Source organism: Gorillibacterium terrae, from assembly GCF_051594785.1.
Taxonomy (GTDB): Bacteria; Bacillota; Bacilli; order Paenibacillales; family NBRC-103111; genus Gorillibacterium.
In genome coordinates, this window is record NZ_JBPPGI010000004.1 from 400,554 (window position 1) to 417,940 (window position 17,387).

Consider the following 17,387-nt stretch of genomic DNA (forward strand, 5'->3'; position numbering starts at 1 on the left):
AAAATGGAAAGACCCTTCGAGCCATCTGCGGCTTTGAAGGGTCTTTTGCCTATAATCGATTGAGCTTGCTTTCAGGGGCTTCGCCACGCTCGACAAGTCTTATATTCTCGATAAAGAAATCATATCTTTTCTTATGAAATTTCCGGCCATCGGGCATTCCCGCAGTATGGGGAGTGAGGATCACATTGCCCAGATTCCGCAGCTCACTGTCGACCGGAAGCGGTTCCGATTCATATACATCCAGGCAAGCGCCTGAAATATCCCCGTTTTTTAAGGCATCGATCAAGTCTCTTTCGTTGACAATCCCGCCGCGGGCTGTGTTGATAAAAAGAGCGCTGCTCTTCATTTTCTCAAATGCCGCTTTGTTGATCAACTGTTTGGTTTGTTCATTCAGAGGTACATGCACACTGACTATATCCGATGTGCTTAGAAGAGTATCGAAATCCGTCATTTTCACAAACCCGTCGGTTTGAAAAGCGGCCTTTCTTGCATAAGCCTGTACATTCATATCAAACGCCCTGCAAAACGCAGCGACTTTTTTCCCGATGGCACCCAAACCGATAATCCCGACCGTTTTGCCCGTTATCTCACTCCCTGTGTACTCCAGTTGATTCTCATCCCTTTTGTTTTTCATGAAGCTATCAAGGAATGGTATGTTTTTATAATAAGACAAGATCAGGGCCATTACATGCTCGGCCACGGCCTGTGCATTCACTCCTGCCGCGTTGGCTACCCAGATGCCGAGCTCTGTACAGGCAGGGACATCGACATTATCAAATCCTGCACCCGTCTGTACTAATTTTAATTTTTTGGCGTTAGACAGCAGGCTGTGATCCACTTTAATATGTTCAGGGATGAGGACCTGACAGTCTTCAATATGGTGAAGCATTTCCTCTCCGGGCGGGACAATAACCACGTTCCATTCTTGCGGAAAATGCCTTGCAATCTTTGATTGTGCGGTCTCGTTAAAATGGCCGACGATGAGAATCTTCATGGCTAAACCACCTTTCACGTTGAAGCAAACCGGATAGGCTGGCCCCTTGTTATTGTAATGACAATTTTAAACATAAAGATTAATGATGTAAATTCTGCAGCTTGCCAGGGCGGCCTTCTTCTTGTAGAATACTGAATAAACGTTCAGGATCTGGAGGGGACGACCGTGAACAAGAAGCAGCTGCAGACGGAGCAGACGAAGAAGAAGGTGGCCGATGCGGCCCGGGCGCTCTTCATCCAAAAAGGCTATAAGGCCACCTGCGTCGACGAACTGGTGAAGGCGACCGGCTGCAGCGCCGGCAACATCTATTATCACTTCAAAAGCAAGGAAGGCTTGTTTCTCTACCTGATCGACGAGTGGAACCGGGAGTGGGAGGAAGCCTGGGCGGCCAAGCAAGCGCATTACCCGACCACGGCGGCCAAGCTGTACGGCATGGCGGAGGATCTGGCGCTTGATCAGGTCAACCACCCGCTGTCCAAGGCGGCGGATGAATTTTTCAATCAGACGGACAAAGTCTCGGATGCGGTGGAGCATATCGAGCGGCTGGTTCAGGGCTATATCGACTTCAACATCCAATTGCTCCAGGAAGGAATCGACCGGGGCGAATTTGAGGATCGGGATGTAAAAGGGCTGGCGATCGTGCTGGACAGCCTGTTTTCCGGGCTCGGCCAGCATTCGCGCTCGATGAAGCGCGAGGAGACGCTGGCAGCCTACCGGCTCGCGATGGATGTGTTTCTGCACGGGGTCGCGAAGAAGGAGCGCCGTTAAGGTCACTGAAAAATGCAGCGAAGTGTCCGGAATCGTCCTGTTAAAGCGGCAGCGGTCGCCTTTGCCCACGGATTTCAACCGCAGAAAGCGGTCCTATTGAAGAAATCCGGGGGCAACAGCGATTGAAAGGACGATCCGGAGGCGAAGCAACGATTTTTAAGTGTCCTTTTCCCATGCGCTCGCTTTTTTACAAAGATTTAGAACGAATATTCAGTATGGTTCAGACCAAGCGGGGGGATACCAACATGACAATCTTGTTTAAGCAGCGGGGAGCGATCCTCATCTTGATGCTGAATCTGTTTCTGGTCTTCACGGGAGTCGGCCTGATCATCCCGATCATGCCCAAATTCATGAGCATGCTGGGCATCAGCGGCAGCGTGGTCGGCCTGCTCGTCGCCGTCTTTTCGCTGACGCAGTTCCTGTTCTCGCCGGTGATCGGCCGGCTGGCGGACACCTTCGGCAGGAAGCGGATGATCGTCATCGGCATGATTCTGTTTGCCGTCTCCGAATGGATGTTTGGCTTTGCGAACAGCCGGGAGCTGCTGACGGTCTCCCGGATGCTCGGCGGCGTCAGCGCCGCGATGATCATGCCGGCGGTCATGGCCTACGCGGCGGATATTACGACCCCGGAAGAACGCGCGACCGGCATGGGCTACATCAACGCCGCCATTACCACGGGCTTCATCATCGGCCCCGGCATCGGCGGTTACCTGGCCGAGCTCGGCATCCGCGTGCCTTTCTATGCCGCTGCGGGCGCAGGTCTGGCCGCGGCCGCCATCACCCTGTTCGTTCTTCGCGAGACGCTCTCGGCGAAGGAGGACGGCTCCGAAGCCGCCCCGGACGCGGGACCCCGGGTCGGCCTGTTCGCCCAATTGAAGAGCTCCTACCGCGAACCGTATTTCATCAGCTTGATCATCGTGTTCGTCATGTCCTTCGGACTGGCCAATTTCGAGACGGTATTCGGCTTGTTCGTCGACCACAAGTTCGGGTTTGAGCCGAAGGATATCGCTTCGATCATTACGTTCGGCTCGATTGCCGGGGCGGTGGTCCAACTGACCGCCTTTGGCTGGATCCTGCAAAAGTTCGGCGAGAAGCGGGTCATTTCCGTCTGTCTCCTCGTCGCCGGCCTGTTCATCCTGCTGACGCTGTTCGTTCACCGGTATTTCTTGATCTTCGCCGTCACGTTCATCGTGTTCCTCGCGACGGATATTCTCCGTCCGGCGATCGGAACGCAGATGTCGATGCTGGCGAAGGACCAGCAGGGGTATGTGGCCGGCCTGAACTCGGCCTTCACCAGCCTCGGCAACATTGTCGGTCCGCTTGCGGCCGGTGCGCTGTTCGACTGGAACCTCAACTTCCCTTACACGCTCGGCGGGGTGGTCCTCCTCCTCTGCTTCGGCCTGTCGCTTCGCACCGGCGGCAAGCGGCGGCGGGCCGCGGCGGGCAACCGGCTGCCGGTGTAAAGGCAGCCCCGGACAGATACCGGGAAATCCGCCCCGGATTGCGGGTTTAAGCCGATTCTGCTACACTCTTTTCGATATGAACCGCGACAAGCAAGCGGGGAGCAGACTCTCCGCAAGTTCGATCAGACGGCTTGCCACGAAAGCTGGAGGCTATCCTATATGGAAAAACCCATTTATCTGGACCATGCCGCCGCGACTCCGATGCATCCGGAGGCGCTTCAGCGCATGTTACCCTATATGACGGAACAGTTCGGGAACCCCTCGAGCGTTCATTCCTTCGGCCGCGCCGCCTTGGCGGCCGTGACGGAAGCGAGAGAGAGCATCGGCGCCGCCCTGAACGTATCGGGACGGCGCATCCTGTTTACGAGCGGAGGAACGGAGAGCGACAACCTCGCCATCTTCGGCCTGGCCGCCCGAAAGGAGTACCGCGGGCATGTGATCACTACCCGGACCGAGCACCACGCCGTGCTCCATGCCTGCGAACGACTGGAGCAGCTCGGCACAGACGTCACCTACCTGCCGGTCGATGCGACCGGACGGCTTCAGCCCGAGCAGGTTCGCGCCGCGCTGCGTCCCGACACCTTCCTGATCACGGTGATGCTCGCCAACAACGAGACCGGGACGCTGCAGCCGATTGCGGAGATCGGACAGATCGCCCGCGAAGCGGGAGTGCCGTTTCACGTCGATGCCGTGCAGGCGTTCGGCTCGCAGAAGATCGACCTGGCCAAGCTGCCGGTCGATCTGCTCAGCCTGTCCGCCCACAAGATCGGCGGCCCCAAGGGGATCGGCGCTCTGTATGTGGGGGACAAAATTCGGCTTCAGCCGCTGCTCTACGGCGGAACCCAGGAGCGCAGCCGGCGGGCGGGAACCGAGAACGTCCCCGGCGTCGTCGGCTTCGGCACGGCGGCGGCCCTCTCCGCCGGGCATCTGGAGGAGCGGCGCGCTTACCTGGAGAGCCTGCGGACGCTCATGCTGACCGAGCTCGCGCGGCTGCTGCCGCCCGACTCGTTCGCCGTCAACGGCCATCCGTCGGAGCGGCTGCCGCATATTCTCAATCTCAGCTTTCCGGGCCACCCGGCGGAGACGCTGCTGATGAACCTCGACCTGGCCGGCGTCTCGGCGGCCAGCGGTTCGGCGTGCACCTCCGGATCGCTCAAGCCCTCCCATGTTCTCACCGCCATGGGATTGCCCGCTTCGCGGGTGAACTCTGCGGTCCGGTTCAGCTTCGCTCCGGTCACGACGGAAGAAGAAATTCTCCGGGCCTCGCAAATCGTTGCAACTTTCCTACGGCGTCGTTCGTAGTTAAATAAAATGGCTTTTTTTGAAACCCGGCCATGAAAGCCGCATAACTTTCCCCCGGACAAGGCAAGCTAGGGATGAATTTTCCAGCCAGGAGCCGAGGGAGGGGTGCCGGTTGTTTAAGGGCCGCGATCTTGTCGGTCTGCCCGTCATCGAGGTAGCCTCGGGACAGAAGATCGGAACCGTGCAGGATCTGATGTTTGACCGCTGGACCGCCTGTTGCCTACTGCTGGAGACGCGCGTCTGGTTCAAGTCGCCGCGGGCGGTGGAATGGAAGGAAGGCGTGTCGGTGGGCGAGGATGCCGTCATCCTGCCGCGGGGTATGGTCGTCCGCGACTGTCCCGCATCGACGGAGACTACGTTTTTTCTGTTGAAGGAACGAAATATCACCGGAATTCCCGTGTTGTCAAGAAATGGACAAGAATTAGGTGTGATTGAAGATGTTTATATCGCTTCAGAATTGGATAAAAGAATATTAGGCTTTGAATTGTCGGAAGGCTTTCTGACGGATGTGACGGAAGGGCGGAAATGGCTCCCTTTTCCCGACAAGATTACATTCGGCAAGGACGCCGTGATCGTCCCGGTGCAGAGTCGCCAGGACATTAAACCGCTCACTACTGAGGAGATAGGGTGATTAAGGAATGCGTTGTCCAAATTGCAATTCCAAGGATATCGGGAAGATCGGCTCCCACCAGTTCTACTGCTGGGGCTGCTTTATTGAACTCACCGTCAACGGCGAGAAAATGTCGGTGTATCAAGTCGAGGAAGACGGAACCTTGAGCTCGCTCGACGACCTGTTCTTCGAGGAAGTGCCCATCATGACGCAGATCCAGGCCAATGGCTAAAACGGCAGTTTTGGCCTGCGCATTCCAGGCGCTCGGGCTCTGAAAGGCGGTTTGCCGACGGCAAGCCGGTTTTCCGAACCCGGGCGTTTTTCCTGTGTCCGGATTTCCTTCGCGGCCCGGGAGAGGCCTCTGCCGAAAGGGATTAACCGGACAAGATTCCACATATACTGTAAAGCAGGCCAGTCTTGTCTGCCGGAGGTGTGTCGGAGTGGAATCCTTGCCGAATAACCGTTGGTTCAAAATTCTCGTGCTGGTCCTGCTCGGGCTGCTCATCGTGTTCATGCTCGTTCAGATCAAGCCGCTGCTGCTCTCGATTTATCATTTTTTAAGCGCCGTGCTCGCTCCGTTCTTGATCGCCATGATCATTTCGTACGTTCTCAATCCGATTGTCTGCCTGTTGAACGAGCGGAGCAAGGTGCCCCGCAGCATGGCGGTGCTGCTGATCTACGCCGCCTTCATCACCTCGTTCGCGGTCATCATGGCGAACCTCATTCCGATGTTCGTCCGTCAGTTGACCGAGCTGAACGAGCATCTGCCGCAGTTTACCGCCAAGGCCCAGAACCTGATGGCCCAGTTCAACGACAACCGTTACGTGCCCGACAGCGTCCGCGCGGGCATCAACCGCTCCCTCGGCAAGCTGGAAAGCGGCATTTCCGCCGGGATCTCCGGGTATATCGACCGCATCGGAACGACGCTCAACACCGTGTTCATCGCCTTCATCGTGCCGTTCCTGGCTTTCTATATCCTGAAGGACTTCGGGAGCATTCAGCGGGGCGTGCTCACCTTCGTACCGAAACGGCACCGCCGCCACGCCGTCCGCTTGCTGTCGGAGGTCGATGAAGCGCTGGGCAGCTATGTCCGCGGGCAATTCCTCGTCTGCATCATTGTCGGCGTGATGGCATGGGCGGGGTTCTGGCTGATCGGTCTGCCGTATCCGCTGCTGTTTGCCTCGGCCGTCGCCCTCACCAACATCATCCCGTACCTTGGCCCGTATATCGGCGCGGCTCCGGCCCTTCTGTTCGCCCTCACCCTCTCGTGGAAAATGGTGCTGTACGCCGCGCTCGTCAACTGGCTCGTCCAACTGCTGGAGAGCAACGTCATCTCGCCGCAGGTGGTGGGACGCACGCTGCACATGCATCCGCTGACCATCATTCTGGTGCTGCTCGCCGGAGGGGAGATTGCGGGGGTGTTGGGACTGATTCTGGCCGTCCCGTTCTATGCCGTCGTCAAGGTGCTGGTGCAGTACCTGCTGCAGTATTACATCCGGCGAAAAACCGTCTAAAGCCGCTTGCCGGAAGGGGAGCCGCTTCTCCGATGGAGGAGCGGCGTTTTGACGCGGGGCTGCGACCGGGCCGATATTGTCCCATTTGACTCGCTTCTTCGAAAAGGGCTATAATCGAGAGTGGATTAATTTCTCTTTTCGGGGAGGAGACCGGTTATGAGCAAGGATTTGAAGGCCAACTCGTATAAGTTTATCGTGACGGGGGACTCCATCTCCAAGGGAGTCATCTACGACGACATCAAGGGCAAATACCGCGTGCTGGAAAACAACTACGTTTCCATTCTCCAGAATAAGCTGAAGGGCATGGTGCAAAATACCGCCCGGTTCGGCAATACCCTCATCAAGGGCGTGGGGCGGCTTAAGCACGACGTGGAGAACGAGAATCCCGATATCGTCCTGATCGAGTACGGGGGCAACGATTGCGACTTCAATTGGAACGAAATCGCCGACGATCCCGAACGGGAGCACAGCCCGAAGACGGATTTCCATCTGTTCGAGCAGATGCTTAAGGAAACGATCCAGTTCCTCAAGAACAATAAAATCATTCCGGTGCTCATGACCCTGCCGCCGCTGAATGCGGAGCGGTATTTCAAATGGGTCAGCAAGAGCGATCCGAACGCGGAGCAGAATATCTTGCAGTGGCTCGGCAGCGTAACCAAGATCTACTGGTGGCAGGAGCGCTACAACTCGATGGTCATCAAGGTCGCGGAGGAGACGCGGACCAAGTGGATCGACATTCGCGGCGCTTTCCTCCAGGACCCCGACTACAGCAAATACCTCTGCGTGGACGGCATTCATCCCAACGAGGCGGGACACCGCATCATCGCCGACAAGGTGCTGGAATACGTCGGCAGCCGGTACGCCTATCTGCTGAAGGAAGGTGCGGGACCCGCTCCGGCCTAGAGGCTCGGGCGGCTCGCCGTTGACAAGCTTTCGGCATCCCGCTATAATTCTTACGATACGCAATAGGTGGAAATCGAAGATGAAACCCATACGGCCATTGCCCGTCCGGCAGAGAGAGAGCCTCGCCCGGAACGGATTCGACGCCCTGCCAGCCGGCCGGTGCGAAGTCCGTCCGGTCGGCTGAGAAGGCTCTTCGGCGAAGGATGCCCGTGCCAGTTTTGGAGAGTGAAGACCCTTCACCGGTTGGACCCGTTAGCGTCCTTGAAGGAGACCGGACGACGCGCGCCTGCCGCGGCGGAAGAGCCGGTAACCAGGGTGGTACCGCGAACGCAATTCGTCCCTGCTGATAAGCAGGGGCGTTTTTTGTTGTTATCCGATTCAATTCGATTTTATCCATTCAAGGAGGAACGAACCAAGATGAAAGCCAGCGTCATTCGCCAGAAGTGGGTCGACTTTTTTGCCGAGAAAGGCCACAAGATTGAACCGAGCTCGCCGCTCGTGCCCGTGAACGATCCGTCGCTCCTATGGATCAACGCCGGGATGGCTCCGCTGAAGCCGTACTTCGACGGCCGCGTGAAGCCGGAGAATCCGCGGATCGCCAACGCCCAGAAGTGCATCCGCACCAACGATATCGAAAATGTCGGCAAAACCCGCCGTCACCACACGTTTTTCGAGATGCTGGGGAATTTCTCCATCGGCGATTATTTCAAGACGGAAGCGATCGCTTGGGCTTGGGAATTCCTTACCGGTCCCCGGTGGCTGGGCCTCGACCCGAACCGGATCTCCGTCACCGTCTACAAGGACGACGAGGAAGCCTTCCGCCTGTGGAACGAGCAGATCGGCATTCCCGCCGAGCGGATCTACAAGCTGGATGACGACAACTTTTGGGATATCGGCGAAGGCCCCTGCGGTCCCTGCACCGAAATCTTCTATGACCGCGGTGACAAGTTCGGCGATCTGAACGATCCCGAATGCTGGCCGGGCGGCGAGAACGAGCGCTTCCTGGAGGTCTGGAACCTCGTCTTCTCGCAGTTCAACCACAACAAGGACGGCAGCTACACGCCGCTGCCGAACAAGAACATCGACACCGGCGCCGGCCTCGAGCGGTTCGCTACCGTTCTCCAGGACGTCGATTCCAACTTCGACACCGACCTGTTCCTGCCGATCATCGAAGAGACCTGCCGCCTGGCCGGCGTACGCTACCATGAGGACGCCAAGACCGATGTCGCCCTCAAGGTGATCGCCGACCACATCCGCTCCGTCTCCTTCGCCGTCGGCGACGGCGTGCTGCCCTCCAACGAAGGGCGCGGCTACATCATCCGCCGCCTGCTCCGCCGTGCAGTCCGCTACGGCAAGACGATCGGCTTGGACAAGCCGTTCCTGTATTTGCTCACCGGCAAGGTCGCCGAGATCATGGGCGTCTATTACGGCGAAGTCGTCGACAAGCAGGAATTCATCGCCAAGATCATCCGCGGCGAGGAAGAGCGGTTCCACGAGACGCTGAGCGACGGGCTGGTACTGCTCGCCGGTCTCGCCGAGCAGGCGAAGCAGGACGGCCTCGGCGCCATCTCCGGCCAGGAAGCCTTTAAGCTGTATGACACCTACGGCTTCCCGTTCGACCTGACGGAAGACTTTGCCGCCGAGCACGGCCTTACCGTCGACCGCGAAGGCTTTGACGCGGCGATGGCCGAGCAGCGCGAACGCGCCCGTTCCGCCCGTCAGGAGACGGAGAGCATGAAGGTGCAGGGCGGTCCGCTCGCCGATTACACGGAGAAATCCGAGTTCGTCGGCTACGGCGAATGGAGCGTGGAGACCCAGGTACAGGCAATCGTGTTCGGCGGCGAGCTGGTGGACCGCGTGACCGCCGGCAGCGAATGCGCCGTCATCCTCGACCGGACGCCGTTCTATGCGGAGAGCGGCGGCCAGGTGAGCGACCGCGGCACGCTGAGGACGGAGACGCTGCGGGCGGAAGTCACGGATGTGGCGAAGGCCCCGCACGGTCAACATGTGATGACCGTCAAGGTGCTCGCCGGCACGCTGGCGAAGGGCGACACGGTCGAAGCTGAGCTCGACCGGGCGAGCCGCGCCGACATCGTCAAGAACCATACCGCGACGCATCTCTTGCACAAGGCGCTCAAGGAGGTGCTCGGCGGCCATGTCAACCAGGCGGGCTCGCTCGTTGCACCCGAGCGGCTGCGCTTCGACTTCTCCCATTTCGGTGCTATAACTGCCGAGGAGCTGAAGGATATCGAAGAGCGCGTTAACCGCCAGGTGTGGCTCAACACCGCGCTGAACATTTCCCAGAAGCCGATCGACGAAGCCAAGGCGATGGGCGCGATGGCCCTCTTCGGCGAAAAATACGGCGATGTCGTCCGCGTCGTCCGCATCGGCGATTACAGCCTGGAGCTGTGCGGCGGCTGCCACGTGAACTCGACGGCGGAGATCGGCCTGTTCAAGATCGTCAGCGAGAGCGGCATCGGCTCCGGCGTCCGCCGGATCGAAGCCGTTACCGGCCGCCACGCCTACCGCTATCTCGAAGAGCAGCTCGGCCTGCTGGACCAGGCGGCGGCGCTCCTGAAGACGAACGTGCCGGACGTGCCGAAGCGGATCGAAGGCCTGCAAGGCCAAATCCGCGAGCTGAGCCGCGAGAATGAATCGCTGAAGGGCAAGCTGATGAGCGCCGAGGCCGGTTCGCTCACCGATCAGATCAAGGAGGTCGCGGGCATTCGCGTATTGGCCGCCCGCGTCGACGCCCCGGACATGGACGCGCTGCGGACGCTGGCCGACCAGCTCAAAGCGAAGCTCGGCTCGGGCATCCTCGTGCTCGGCTCGGGCAGCGCCGACAAGGTCAACCTCGTCGCGCTGGTAACGCCGGATCTGACGGCGAAGGGCTTCCACGCCGGCAAGATCGTCAAGGTGGCGGCGGCCGTATGCGGCGGGGGCGGCGGAGGCCGTCCCGACATGGCCCAAGCCGGCGGCAAGGATGCCTCCAAGCTGGCCGAAGCGCTGGACCAAGCGCTGGCCGCCGTCGAGGCCCAAGCCTCCGCGCAGGCGTAACGGGGAGGCTCGGCAGGACAAATCGGCGGAGGACTTGGGCCTCCGCCGGTCTCCTGTGGGGGCAACCGGGAAAATTCGGAACGATTTTTCCAAGAATTATGCCCTTTTTTGCTCGGGAAGACCGATTTTTATGGATATAACGGGAATAAATGCTTTAATATAGACGTAGGGAACTCCCTTGCGATTGCCCAACCATTTTCCCGGGAGGTGCCGGTGATGAGCTCAATGGATAAAACGATGAAGTTCGATGTCAAGGCGGATGCGGTCGAAACCTCTCCGCGGGAAGTGCTGCTGTCCGTATACGAGGCGCTTCAAGAGAAGGGGTATAACCCGATCAACCAGATCGTCGGGTATCTGCTGTCCGGCGACCCCGCCTATATTCCGCGGCACAACAACGCCCGCAGTCTCATCCGCAAGCGCGAGCGGGATGAGCTGATCGAGGAGCTCGTCCGCTCCTATCTGAAACAGGAGAAGCAGCCGAAGTGAGAATAATGGGTCTGGATTATGGAGATAAAACCATTGGAGTCGCCGTGAGCGACGAGCTGGGCTGGACCGCCCAAGGCGTCGAGGTCATCCGCAGGAAGAGCAAGGAAGAGGACCGGGAGCGGCTCGCCGCGCTGATCCGCGAATACGGCATGGACGAGATCGTCGTCGGTATGCCGAAAAACATGAACGGGACCATCGGGCCCAGGGGCGAGGCGAGCCGCGAATTTGCCGAACGCCTGCACGCCTGGTTCGGTCTTCCGGTGCATCTGTGGGATGAACGATTGACTACCGTGGCCGCACAGCGTACATTAATAGAAGCGGACGTGAGCCGCAAGAAGCGCAAAGGCGTCATTGACAAAATGGCGGCGCAGCTGATCCTGCAAGGCTTTCTCGATTCTAAGACGAAGAGGTGACGTTCACGATGGAAAACGACGACCTGAAGAATGCCGGTCCCGACGCAGGGGACAGCACCGAAGAACCGGAAATTATCTACATTCCGGATGAGGACGGCAACGAAGAAGAATTCGAAGTCATCATGAAGTTCGAGGTCGACGGTTCCGACCGCCAGTACATGATGGTCGTGCCCGTGGATTCGGCCGACGACGAAGAAGCCGAGGAAGTATACGCCTTCCGCTATGAGGAAGACGGGGATGATCTGAAGCTGTTTACGATCGATGACGAGGAAGAATGGGATATCGTCGAAGAGACCTTCAATACGCTGATGGCGGAGCTGGAGGAAGAGGAGAACGGATGATGAGCGGCTATCGCCCTGAAGACGTCAAACGGCTCTCCCTGGTGAAGGATGCCTTCGGCGAGACGGTCGAGCTCGAGGATGAGGCCGGCCGCGGCCAAGTCTTTCAGGTGCTGGACGAATTCTCGGTCGGCGGCTCCGCATATGCCATCGTGCAGGACGAGCGCCTGCAGAAGGATGAGGAGTTCGAGGTATTCCGGATTCTGCAGAACGCAGACGGGAGTCTGGAGCTGGAGACGGTCGACGACGATGAAGAATGGGAAGCCATCGCCGAGCTGTACGATGAAATGACGGTTTCCTTCGAAGATTGAAGAGTCAAGAACGCTGCTTTTTCGAAAACGCTATCAATGAAATTTGCGGAAAGAGCGGCCGCTGCCGCTCTTTCTCCATGTCTACCTTGTTCATGTGGAGGTTCTCTATGGCCCGTACACCCAAACCGCGGCGCAAGCGGCGAGCTGCCCGCATTCTACTGTCACTGTTCCTTCTCCTCCTGCTGCTCGCCGGCGCAGGGGCGCTTTACCTATGGAACGGCCTGCAGCCGACGAAGCCGGCTGCGGCCGTGCGCGTGGAAATTCCGTCCGGCACCGGTACGTTGAAGATCGCCGAAATCCTCGAGACGAACGGCCTCATTCGCAATCGTCAGCTGTTTGCCGTCTATCTCAAATACAAGGGAGAGGGCTCCCGGTTCCAGGCCGGGATGTACGACCTGACTCCCGGCTCCACGCTGGATCAGCTCATCGCCAAGCTGAACGCCGGGGACACCGTGAAGGCGGAGATGATCCGCTTCACCATCCCGGAGGGCTACACGGTCGAGCAGATCGCGTCCAAGCTGGAGGAAGCGGGCTATGTCAAAGCGAGCGATTTGCTCGCGCTCGACAAAGCCCCGGCCAAGCTCAAGCTGAAGCTGCCGCAAGGCGCGGATGTGACGGGCGCCAAGCTGCGGTTCCCGCTCGAGGGGTATCTTTTCCCCGAGACGTATGAGATGAAGAAAGGCAGCACGGCAGCGGAAATCCTGGAGCGGATGGCGGAGGAGACGGCGGACAAGCTGGCGGCGATTCCCGACCTGGACAAGAAGCTGGCCGAGCGCAAGCTGACCGTCCACCAGCTGCTGACCGTCGCTTCGCTGGTGGAAAGGGAAGCGGCGGTTCCGGCCGAGCGGCCCCAGATCGCGGGGGTCATCTACAACCGCCTGAAGCAGGACATGCGGCTGGAGATCGACGCCACCGTACAGTACGCCCTCGGCGGGACGAAGGAACGCTTGTACGAGAAGGACCTGCAGGTCGAAAGCCCGTACAATACGTACCGCAACACGGGGCTGCCGCCCGGTCCGATCGCGAACCCCGGCCTCGCCTCCATCGAGGCGGCACTGAATCCGAAGGCGTCGGAGTACCTGTTCTACGTGACGAAAAAAGACGGCTCGCGCGAGCATCTGTTTGCCAAGACCTACGCCGAGCATCTGAAAAACATCGAGGAGAGCAAGAAGCAGGCGGGCGAGTAAATCGCCGCTGCGCGCCTCAAACTTACCGGCCGCCCGGGACGTTCGTCCCACCGGGCGGTTTTTTTTCGGCCGGATGCTTCGCGATGTGTGGCATGAAATTGTGACATTTGTTATAGTAGAGGATATGTTTTTGCACGAGGAGGAGGCAGCAGCGTGGCGAAGAAACCGGAATTGGTGACGCCGGCCGCGGATCTGGAACAAGCGGCCAGGTTTCTGCGCGCGGGCGCGGACGCCGTTGTGATGGGAGACGAACGGTTCGGCATGCGATTGCCGGGCCGGCTAAATATAGCCGACATGGCCGAGGCGGCCCGGCTGGTGCACAGCCTGGGCGGCAAGCTGTACGCGGCTGCAAACGCCCTGCTCGTAAACGAGGCGGCGGATGACCTGCCGGCGTATTTGCGGCAGGCCGCGGAAAGCGGCGCGGACGCAATCGCCTTCGGGGATCCGGCGGTGATTCAGGCGGCGCGGGAAGCGGGGGTGACGCTCCCCCTGCATTGGTACGGGGAGACGTTGTCCACCAACTACGAGACCGCCAACTATTGGGGAAATCGTGGGGCAACCCGGGCCTTCGCGGCCCGCGAACTGAGCCTGGAGGAGCTGACGGAGTTCAAGCGCGGCAGCCGGATAGAGGTTCAGGTTCAGGTGCACGGCATGACCAACATCTATCATTCGAAGCGTCCGCTGGTCGGCTTGTACCGCGAGCACCAGGGCTTGAGAGACCCGGACGAGGCGTTCGGCCTGGACCGCAACCTCTCGCTGATCGAAGCCGAGCGCCCGGACGAACGCTTTCCCGTCTACGAGGATGCAAGCGGCACGCATATCATGAGCTCGGACGACCTCTGCTACCTGGAAGCTCTGGGCGAGCTGATGGAAGCGGGAATCGACAGCTTTTACGCCGAGAGCCTCTTCAAGTCGGCCGACTATCAGGAGAAGGTGCTCAGCGTTTACCGCCGGGCGATCGACGCCTGGGCGCTCGACCCGACGGACTGGCTTCGCGAGGAATGGCTGGATGAACTGGAGCGGCAGCAGCCCGACGAGCGGCCGCTCAGCTTCGGCTTCCTCTACAAGCAGCAGGTGTATTGAAGAAAGGGGATGGAACGAATGGCTTTGGCTCAGCCGGAAACGGCAAACGGCGCTAAGGAGAAGCCGGCTCTGCGCAGACCGGAGCTGCTCGCGCCGGCCGGCAATCTGGAGAAGTTGAAATTCGCGGTCCGCTACGGAGCGGACGCGGTCTATATCGGAGGGCAAAAGTACGGGCTGCGGTCGAACGCGGACAACTTTACCCTGGAGGAAATGAAAGAGGCGGTCGAGTTCGCCAAGCCTTACGGGGCGCGGGTGTTCGTCACGACGAATATCATCGCCCACAACGAAGACATCGCCGGAGTAGAGGACTACCTGCGCGGGCTGGAAGCGGCCGGAATCTCGGCGATCATCGTCGCCGACCCGATGATCATCGAGACCTGCCGCCGCGCCGCGCCGGGACTGGAGGTTCATCTCAGCACCCAGCAGTCCACGCTCAATTGGCGGTCGGTCCGCTATTGGAAGGACGAAGGGGCGGACCGGGTCGTCCTCGCCCGCGAGACGAGCTTTGCCGAGATCGCGGAGATCAAGCGGCATGTCGACATCGAGATCGAGACCTTCGTGCACGGAGCCATGTGCAGCTCGTTCTCCGGCCGCTGCGTGCTGTCCAACCACTTTACCGGCCGCGATTCCAACCGAGGCGGCTGCTGCCAATCGTGCCGCTGGAAATACGATTTGTACGCCGGCGAGGAGGCACTGTTCGCCGAAGGCGACGATCCGTTCGCCATGGGCGCGAAGGACCTGTGCATGCTGGAGCACATTCCCGAGCTGATCCGGTCCGGGGTGGACAGCTTCAAGATTGAGGGCCGCATGCGGAGCATCCACTATGTCGCCACGGTGGTCAACGCCTACCGGCAGGCCATCGACGCTTACCTCGCCGATCCGGAGCACTACCGGACCGACCCCAAGCTCGTCGAAGAGATCGCCAAGGCGGCCAACCGTCCGGTGAACACCGGCTTTTATTTCGCTGAACCGGGCCATGCGGACCATATCTACACGCCCGAGGAAAAAGGCGTGCCTTACGATTTTGCCGGCCTGGTGCTGGAGTACGACGCGGCGAACGGTACGGCTCTGATCGAGCAGCGCAATCACTTCAAGCCCGGACAAGAGATCGAATTCGTGGGACCGGGAGGCTTGTTCTTCCGCCAGCGCGTCGAGGACCTGCGGGACGAGGACGGAAATCCGCTCGACGCGGCCCGTCACCCGCTGCAAAAAGTGCGGTTTCCTGTCCAACAGCCGGTCCGTCGGTTCGACATGATGCGGAAGAAGAATCCGAACTGATCGGGATTCCCGTTTGAAGAGCCCCCTTCAGGGGCTTTTTTTGCTTTCTTTGACCTGACGCGCGGTTCCGGATTTTTGAGGACTGTGGGGGAGGAAGGGAGGAAACCGACGAAGGCTGTCGAATAGATTAGGTGCAAAGGCTAGGTTGCGAATCCTGTCGTTTTCGTTAAATGGGCTGCGGATCGGCGGGAAAGAAGAACTAAATGTAGGACGGTGGGCAGGTATGAGTCAGAAAGAAGAAAAGAAACGCGGAGCTGAAAAAGTCAAAGAGTTGAAGGCGAAAGAGAAAGCGCTTACCAAAGGGGTTAAGGACAAAATGTCCCTCAACCCGGCCCGTTCGGTTGGAGTCAAGCTGTTTCTCGCGTTTTTCAGTGCCATCTTCATCATTGTGCTCGCGGTCGGTCTGTTCTCTTATGCTCAATCGAAGAAGATCATCCAAGACAAGGTGGATCAGGCCAACCGGCAAACGATCACGCAGGTGGCGGACAAGCTGGAGCTCGGCCTCGGCATGTACGAGAGCGAATCGATGAAGATCATCGCCGATACGGATATGGCCTCGCTGCTGTCCCAATGGAAATCGGCCGGAGAGAAAGGCGACAACGACAGCGCGTATACCCAGTTGACGACCGTGCAGGCCATCGGCAAGAAGCTGTCCTCCATCGTTCTCGCGAACAATACGATTTCCAGCATTCACATTCTGCCGATGAGCGATCTCCTGCCGATCAGCACCGGCTCCTTCGGCGGAGCGGCGGGCAAGGGAGACTACCAATCCGAAGACTGGTTCAAGCGGACCCTCGATGCCGGCGGCCGCGTGGTTTGGCTGGATGCCAAAGAGAAGGGCTATTCGAATATGTCGCCTAACCCGGCGGTGGGGATGGCCCGGCAGTTGACGATCACGAGCACGGGGGACCGGGAGCAGGTGCTGATCTTTGAAATTCCGGTGTCTGCGCTCGGAAGCTATCTGTCCAATATCAACTTCGGCGAGTCGAGCCATACGCTGATTGTCAGCGATTCCGGCAATGTCGTTTATTCGGCCGACCCGGCCCAGATCGGGAAGGCGGCCGCCGTCAAGCTGGACGCGAACCTGCTGGAAGGCAGCACGGAAGCGGCGGGCAGCAAGACGATGACCGTCGACGGCAAGCAGCAGTTGGTCGTCTTTAAGAAGATGGCCGATAACGGCTGGTCCATCATCTCCACCGTTCCGGTATCCGAGATGCTCAAGGACACGAAGGCGATTCGCAACATTATGTGGCTGTCGGTGCTGGCCGCAGTGCTCGTCGCGATCGGCGTCGGCTTCCTGGTGGCGAACATGATCGGCAAGCCCTTGCGGGTCATGCGCACCCTGATGCACCAAGCGGAGCAGGGCGACCTGACGGTAGCGGTGAAGGGACGCCCCCGGGCCGACGAGATCGGCCAGCTCGGCAAGAGCTTCAACCAGATGATGGGCCAGATCACGAGCCTGGTGGACCAGACGAACAAGTCGGCCTCGCAGGTGCTGTCGACGGCGGGCGAGCTCTTGAACGCGGCAAAGCAGACGACGACGTCTGCGAAGGAAATCGCGGTGGCGACCGAAGAGATCGCGAATGGAGCGTCGAGCCTGGCGGTCGAGGCGGAGCGCGGGAATAACCTGACGCACGACATCGGTGACAAGATGAAGCAGGCGGTGACGACGAACCGGCG

17 protein-coding genes are annotated in these 17,387 nt (G+C 59.4%); 16 read left to right on the forward strand and 1 reads right to left on the reverse strand.

Annotation, left to right across the window (positions count from 1 at the left end):
• Positions 1-49: 49 nt before the first annotated feature.
• Positions 50-994, reverse strand: coding sequence for an NAD(P)-dependent oxidoreductase (locus ACSEXS_RS16865; protein ID WP_438434404.1), 945 nt, complete (start codon positions 992-994; stop codon positions 50-52).
• A 165-nt stretch (positions 995-1,159) separates the two neighbouring features.
• Between ACSEXS_RS16865 and ACSEXS_RS16870 the strand changes: the two genes are divergently transcribed.
• From ACSEXS_RS16870 to ACSEXS_RS16945, 16 genes are all read left to right on the forward strand, one after another.
• The gene (locus tag ACSEXS_RS16870; RefSeq protein ID WP_438434405.1) at positions 1,160-1,762 is read left to right on the forward strand and encodes a TetR/AcrR family transcriptional regulator; all 603 of its coding nucleotides are present in this window, start codon (positions 1,160-1,162) and stop codon (positions 1,760-1,762) included.
• A gap of 245 nt (positions 1,763-2,007) precedes the next feature.
• Positions 2,008-3,225 carry an MFS transporter gene (locus ACSEXS_RS16875; protein WP_438434406.1) on the forward strand — a complete coding sequence of 406 codons (1,218 nt, stop codon included), beginning with the start codon at positions 2,008-2,010 and terminating at the stop codon, positions 3,223-3,225.
• Between the two features lie 159 nt (positions 3,226-3,384).
• On the forward strand, positions 3,385-4,527 hold the full coding sequence (locus ACSEXS_RS16880; RefSeq protein ID WP_438434407.1) for a cysteine desulfurase family protein: 1,143 nt from the start codon (positions 3,385-3,387) through the stop codon (positions 4,525-4,527).
• A gap of 112 nt (positions 4,528-4,639) precedes the next feature.
• Positions 4,640-5,158, forward strand: coding sequence for a PRC-barrel domain-containing protein (locus tag ACSEXS_RS16885; protein WP_438434408.1), 519 nt, complete (start codon positions 4,640-4,642; stop codon positions 5,156-5,158).
• 7 nt (positions 5,159-5,165) lie between these two features.
• The gene (locus ACSEXS_RS16890) at positions 5,166-5,369 is read left to right on the forward strand and encodes a YrzR-like zinc ribbon domain (protein ID WP_438434409.1); all 204 of its coding nucleotides are present in this window, start codon (positions 5,166-5,168) and stop codon (positions 5,367-5,369) included.
• Between the two features lie 208 nt (positions 5,370-5,577).
• A complete protein-coding gene (locus ACSEXS_RS16895) occupies positions 5,578-6,651 on the forward strand; it encodes an AI-2E family transporter (protein WP_438434410.1) in 1,074 nt (357 codons plus the stop codon).
• A 156-nt stretch (positions 6,652-6,807) separates the two neighbouring features.
• Positions 6,808-7,554 (forward strand): SGNH/GDSL hydrolase family protein, encoded by a 747-nt coding sequence (locus ACSEXS_RS16900; protein WP_438434411.1) that lies wholly within the window; start codon positions 6,808-6,810, stop codon positions 7,552-7,554.
• 417 nt (positions 7,555-7,971) lie between these two features.
• A complete protein-coding gene (gene alaS / locus ACSEXS_RS16905) occupies positions 7,972-10,611 on the forward strand; it encodes an alanine--tRNA ligase (protein ID WP_438434412.1) in 2,640 nt (879 codons plus the stop codon).
• A gap of 216 nt (positions 10,612-10,827) precedes the next feature.
• On the forward strand, positions 10,828-11,097 hold the full coding sequence (locus ACSEXS_RS16910; protein ID WP_438434413.1) for an IreB family regulatory phosphoprotein: 270 nt from the start codon (positions 10,828-10,830) through the stop codon (positions 11,095-11,097).
• Positions 11,094-11,510, forward strand: coding sequence for a Holliday junction resolvase RuvX (gene ruvX / locus ACSEXS_RS16915; protein WP_438434414.1), 417 nt, complete (start codon positions 11,094-11,096; stop codon positions 11,508-11,510). Before ACSEXS_RS16910 ends, ruvX begins: the two co-directional genes overlap by 4 nt.
• A gap of 8 nt (positions 11,511-11,518) precedes the next feature.
• Complete coding sequence (locus ACSEXS_RS16920) at positions 11,519-11,851, forward strand: DUF1292 domain-containing protein (protein ID WP_438434415.1); 333 nt, start codon at positions 11,519-11,521, stop codon at positions 11,849-11,851.
• Positions 11,851-12,159 (forward strand): DUF1292 domain-containing protein, encoded by a 309-nt coding sequence (locus ACSEXS_RS16925; RefSeq protein ID WP_438434416.1) that lies wholly within the window; start codon positions 11,851-11,853, stop codon positions 12,157-12,159. The genes ACSEXS_RS16920 and ACSEXS_RS16925 overlap by 1 nt, the downstream gene beginning before the upstream one ends.
• 107 nt (positions 12,160-12,266) lie before the next feature.
• Positions 12,267-13,346 (forward strand): endolytic transglycosylase MltG, encoded by a 1,080-nt coding sequence (mltG, locus tag ACSEXS_RS16930; protein ID WP_438434417.1) that lies wholly within the window; start codon positions 12,267-12,269, stop codon positions 13,344-13,346.
• 153 nt (positions 13,347-13,499) lie between these two features.
• A complete protein-coding gene (locus tag ACSEXS_RS16935) occupies positions 13,500-14,429 on the forward strand; it encodes a peptidase U32 family protein (protein WP_438434418.1) in 930 nt (309 codons plus the stop codon).
• Positions 14,430-14,447: 18 nt separating this feature from the next.
• Complete coding sequence (locus tag ACSEXS_RS16940) at positions 14,448-15,707, forward strand: peptidase U32 family protein (RefSeq protein ID WP_438434419.1); 1,260 nt, start codon at positions 14,448-14,450, stop codon at positions 15,705-15,707.
• A 223-nt stretch (positions 15,708-15,930) separates the two neighbouring features.
• A partial coding sequence (locus ACSEXS_RS16945) for a cache domain-containing protein (protein WP_438434420.1) occupies positions 15,931-17,387 on the forward strand: 1,457 nt, incomplete at its 3' end.

Excerpts from the sequence above, each read along its gene's own strand:
- ACSEXS_RS16865 (WP_438434404.1), bottom strand. The coding sequence starts at position 994 with ATGAAGATTCTCATCGTCGGCCATTTTAACGAGACCGCACAATCAAAG.
- ACSEXS_RS16875 (WP_438434406.1), top strand. The coding sequence starts at position 2,008 with ATGACAATCTTGTTTAAGCAGCGGGGAGCGATCCTCATCTTGATGCTG.
- ACSEXS_RS16880 (WP_438434407.1), top strand. The coding sequence starts at position 3,385 with ATGGAAAAACCCATTTATCTGGACCATGCCGCCGCGACTCCGATGCAT.
- ACSEXS_RS16890 (WP_438434409.1), top strand. The coding sequence starts at position 5,166 with ATGCGTTGTCCAAATTGCAATTCCAAGGATATCGGGAAGATCGGCTCC.
- ACSEXS_RS16900 (WP_438434411.1), top strand. The coding sequence starts at position 6,808 with ATGAGCAAGGATTTGAAGGCCAACTCGTATAAGTTTATCGTGACGGGG.
- alaS (WP_438434412.1), top strand. The coding sequence starts at position 7,972 with ATGAAAGCCAGCGTCATTCGCCAGAAGTGGGTCGACTTTTTTGCCGAG.
- ACSEXS_RS16910 (WP_438434413.1), top strand. The coding sequence starts at position 10,828 with ATGAGCTCAATGGATAAAACGATGAAGTTCGATGTCAAGGCGGATGCG.
- ACSEXS_RS16920 (WP_438434415.1), top strand. The coding sequence starts at position 11,519 with ATGGAAAACGACGACCTGAAGAATGCCGGTCCCGACGCAGGGGACAGC.
- ACSEXS_RS16925 (WP_438434416.1), top strand. The coding sequence starts at position 11,851 with ATGAGCGGCTATCGCCCTGAAGACGTCAAACGGCTCTCCCTGGTGAAG.
- mltG (WP_438434417.1), top strand. The coding sequence starts at position 12,267 with ATGGCCCGTACACCCAAACCGCGGCGCAAGCGGCGAGCTGCCCGCATT.
- ACSEXS_RS16940 (WP_438434419.1), top strand. The coding sequence starts at position 14,448 with ATGGCTTTGGCTCAGCCGGAAACGGCAAACGGCGCTAAGGAGAAGCCG.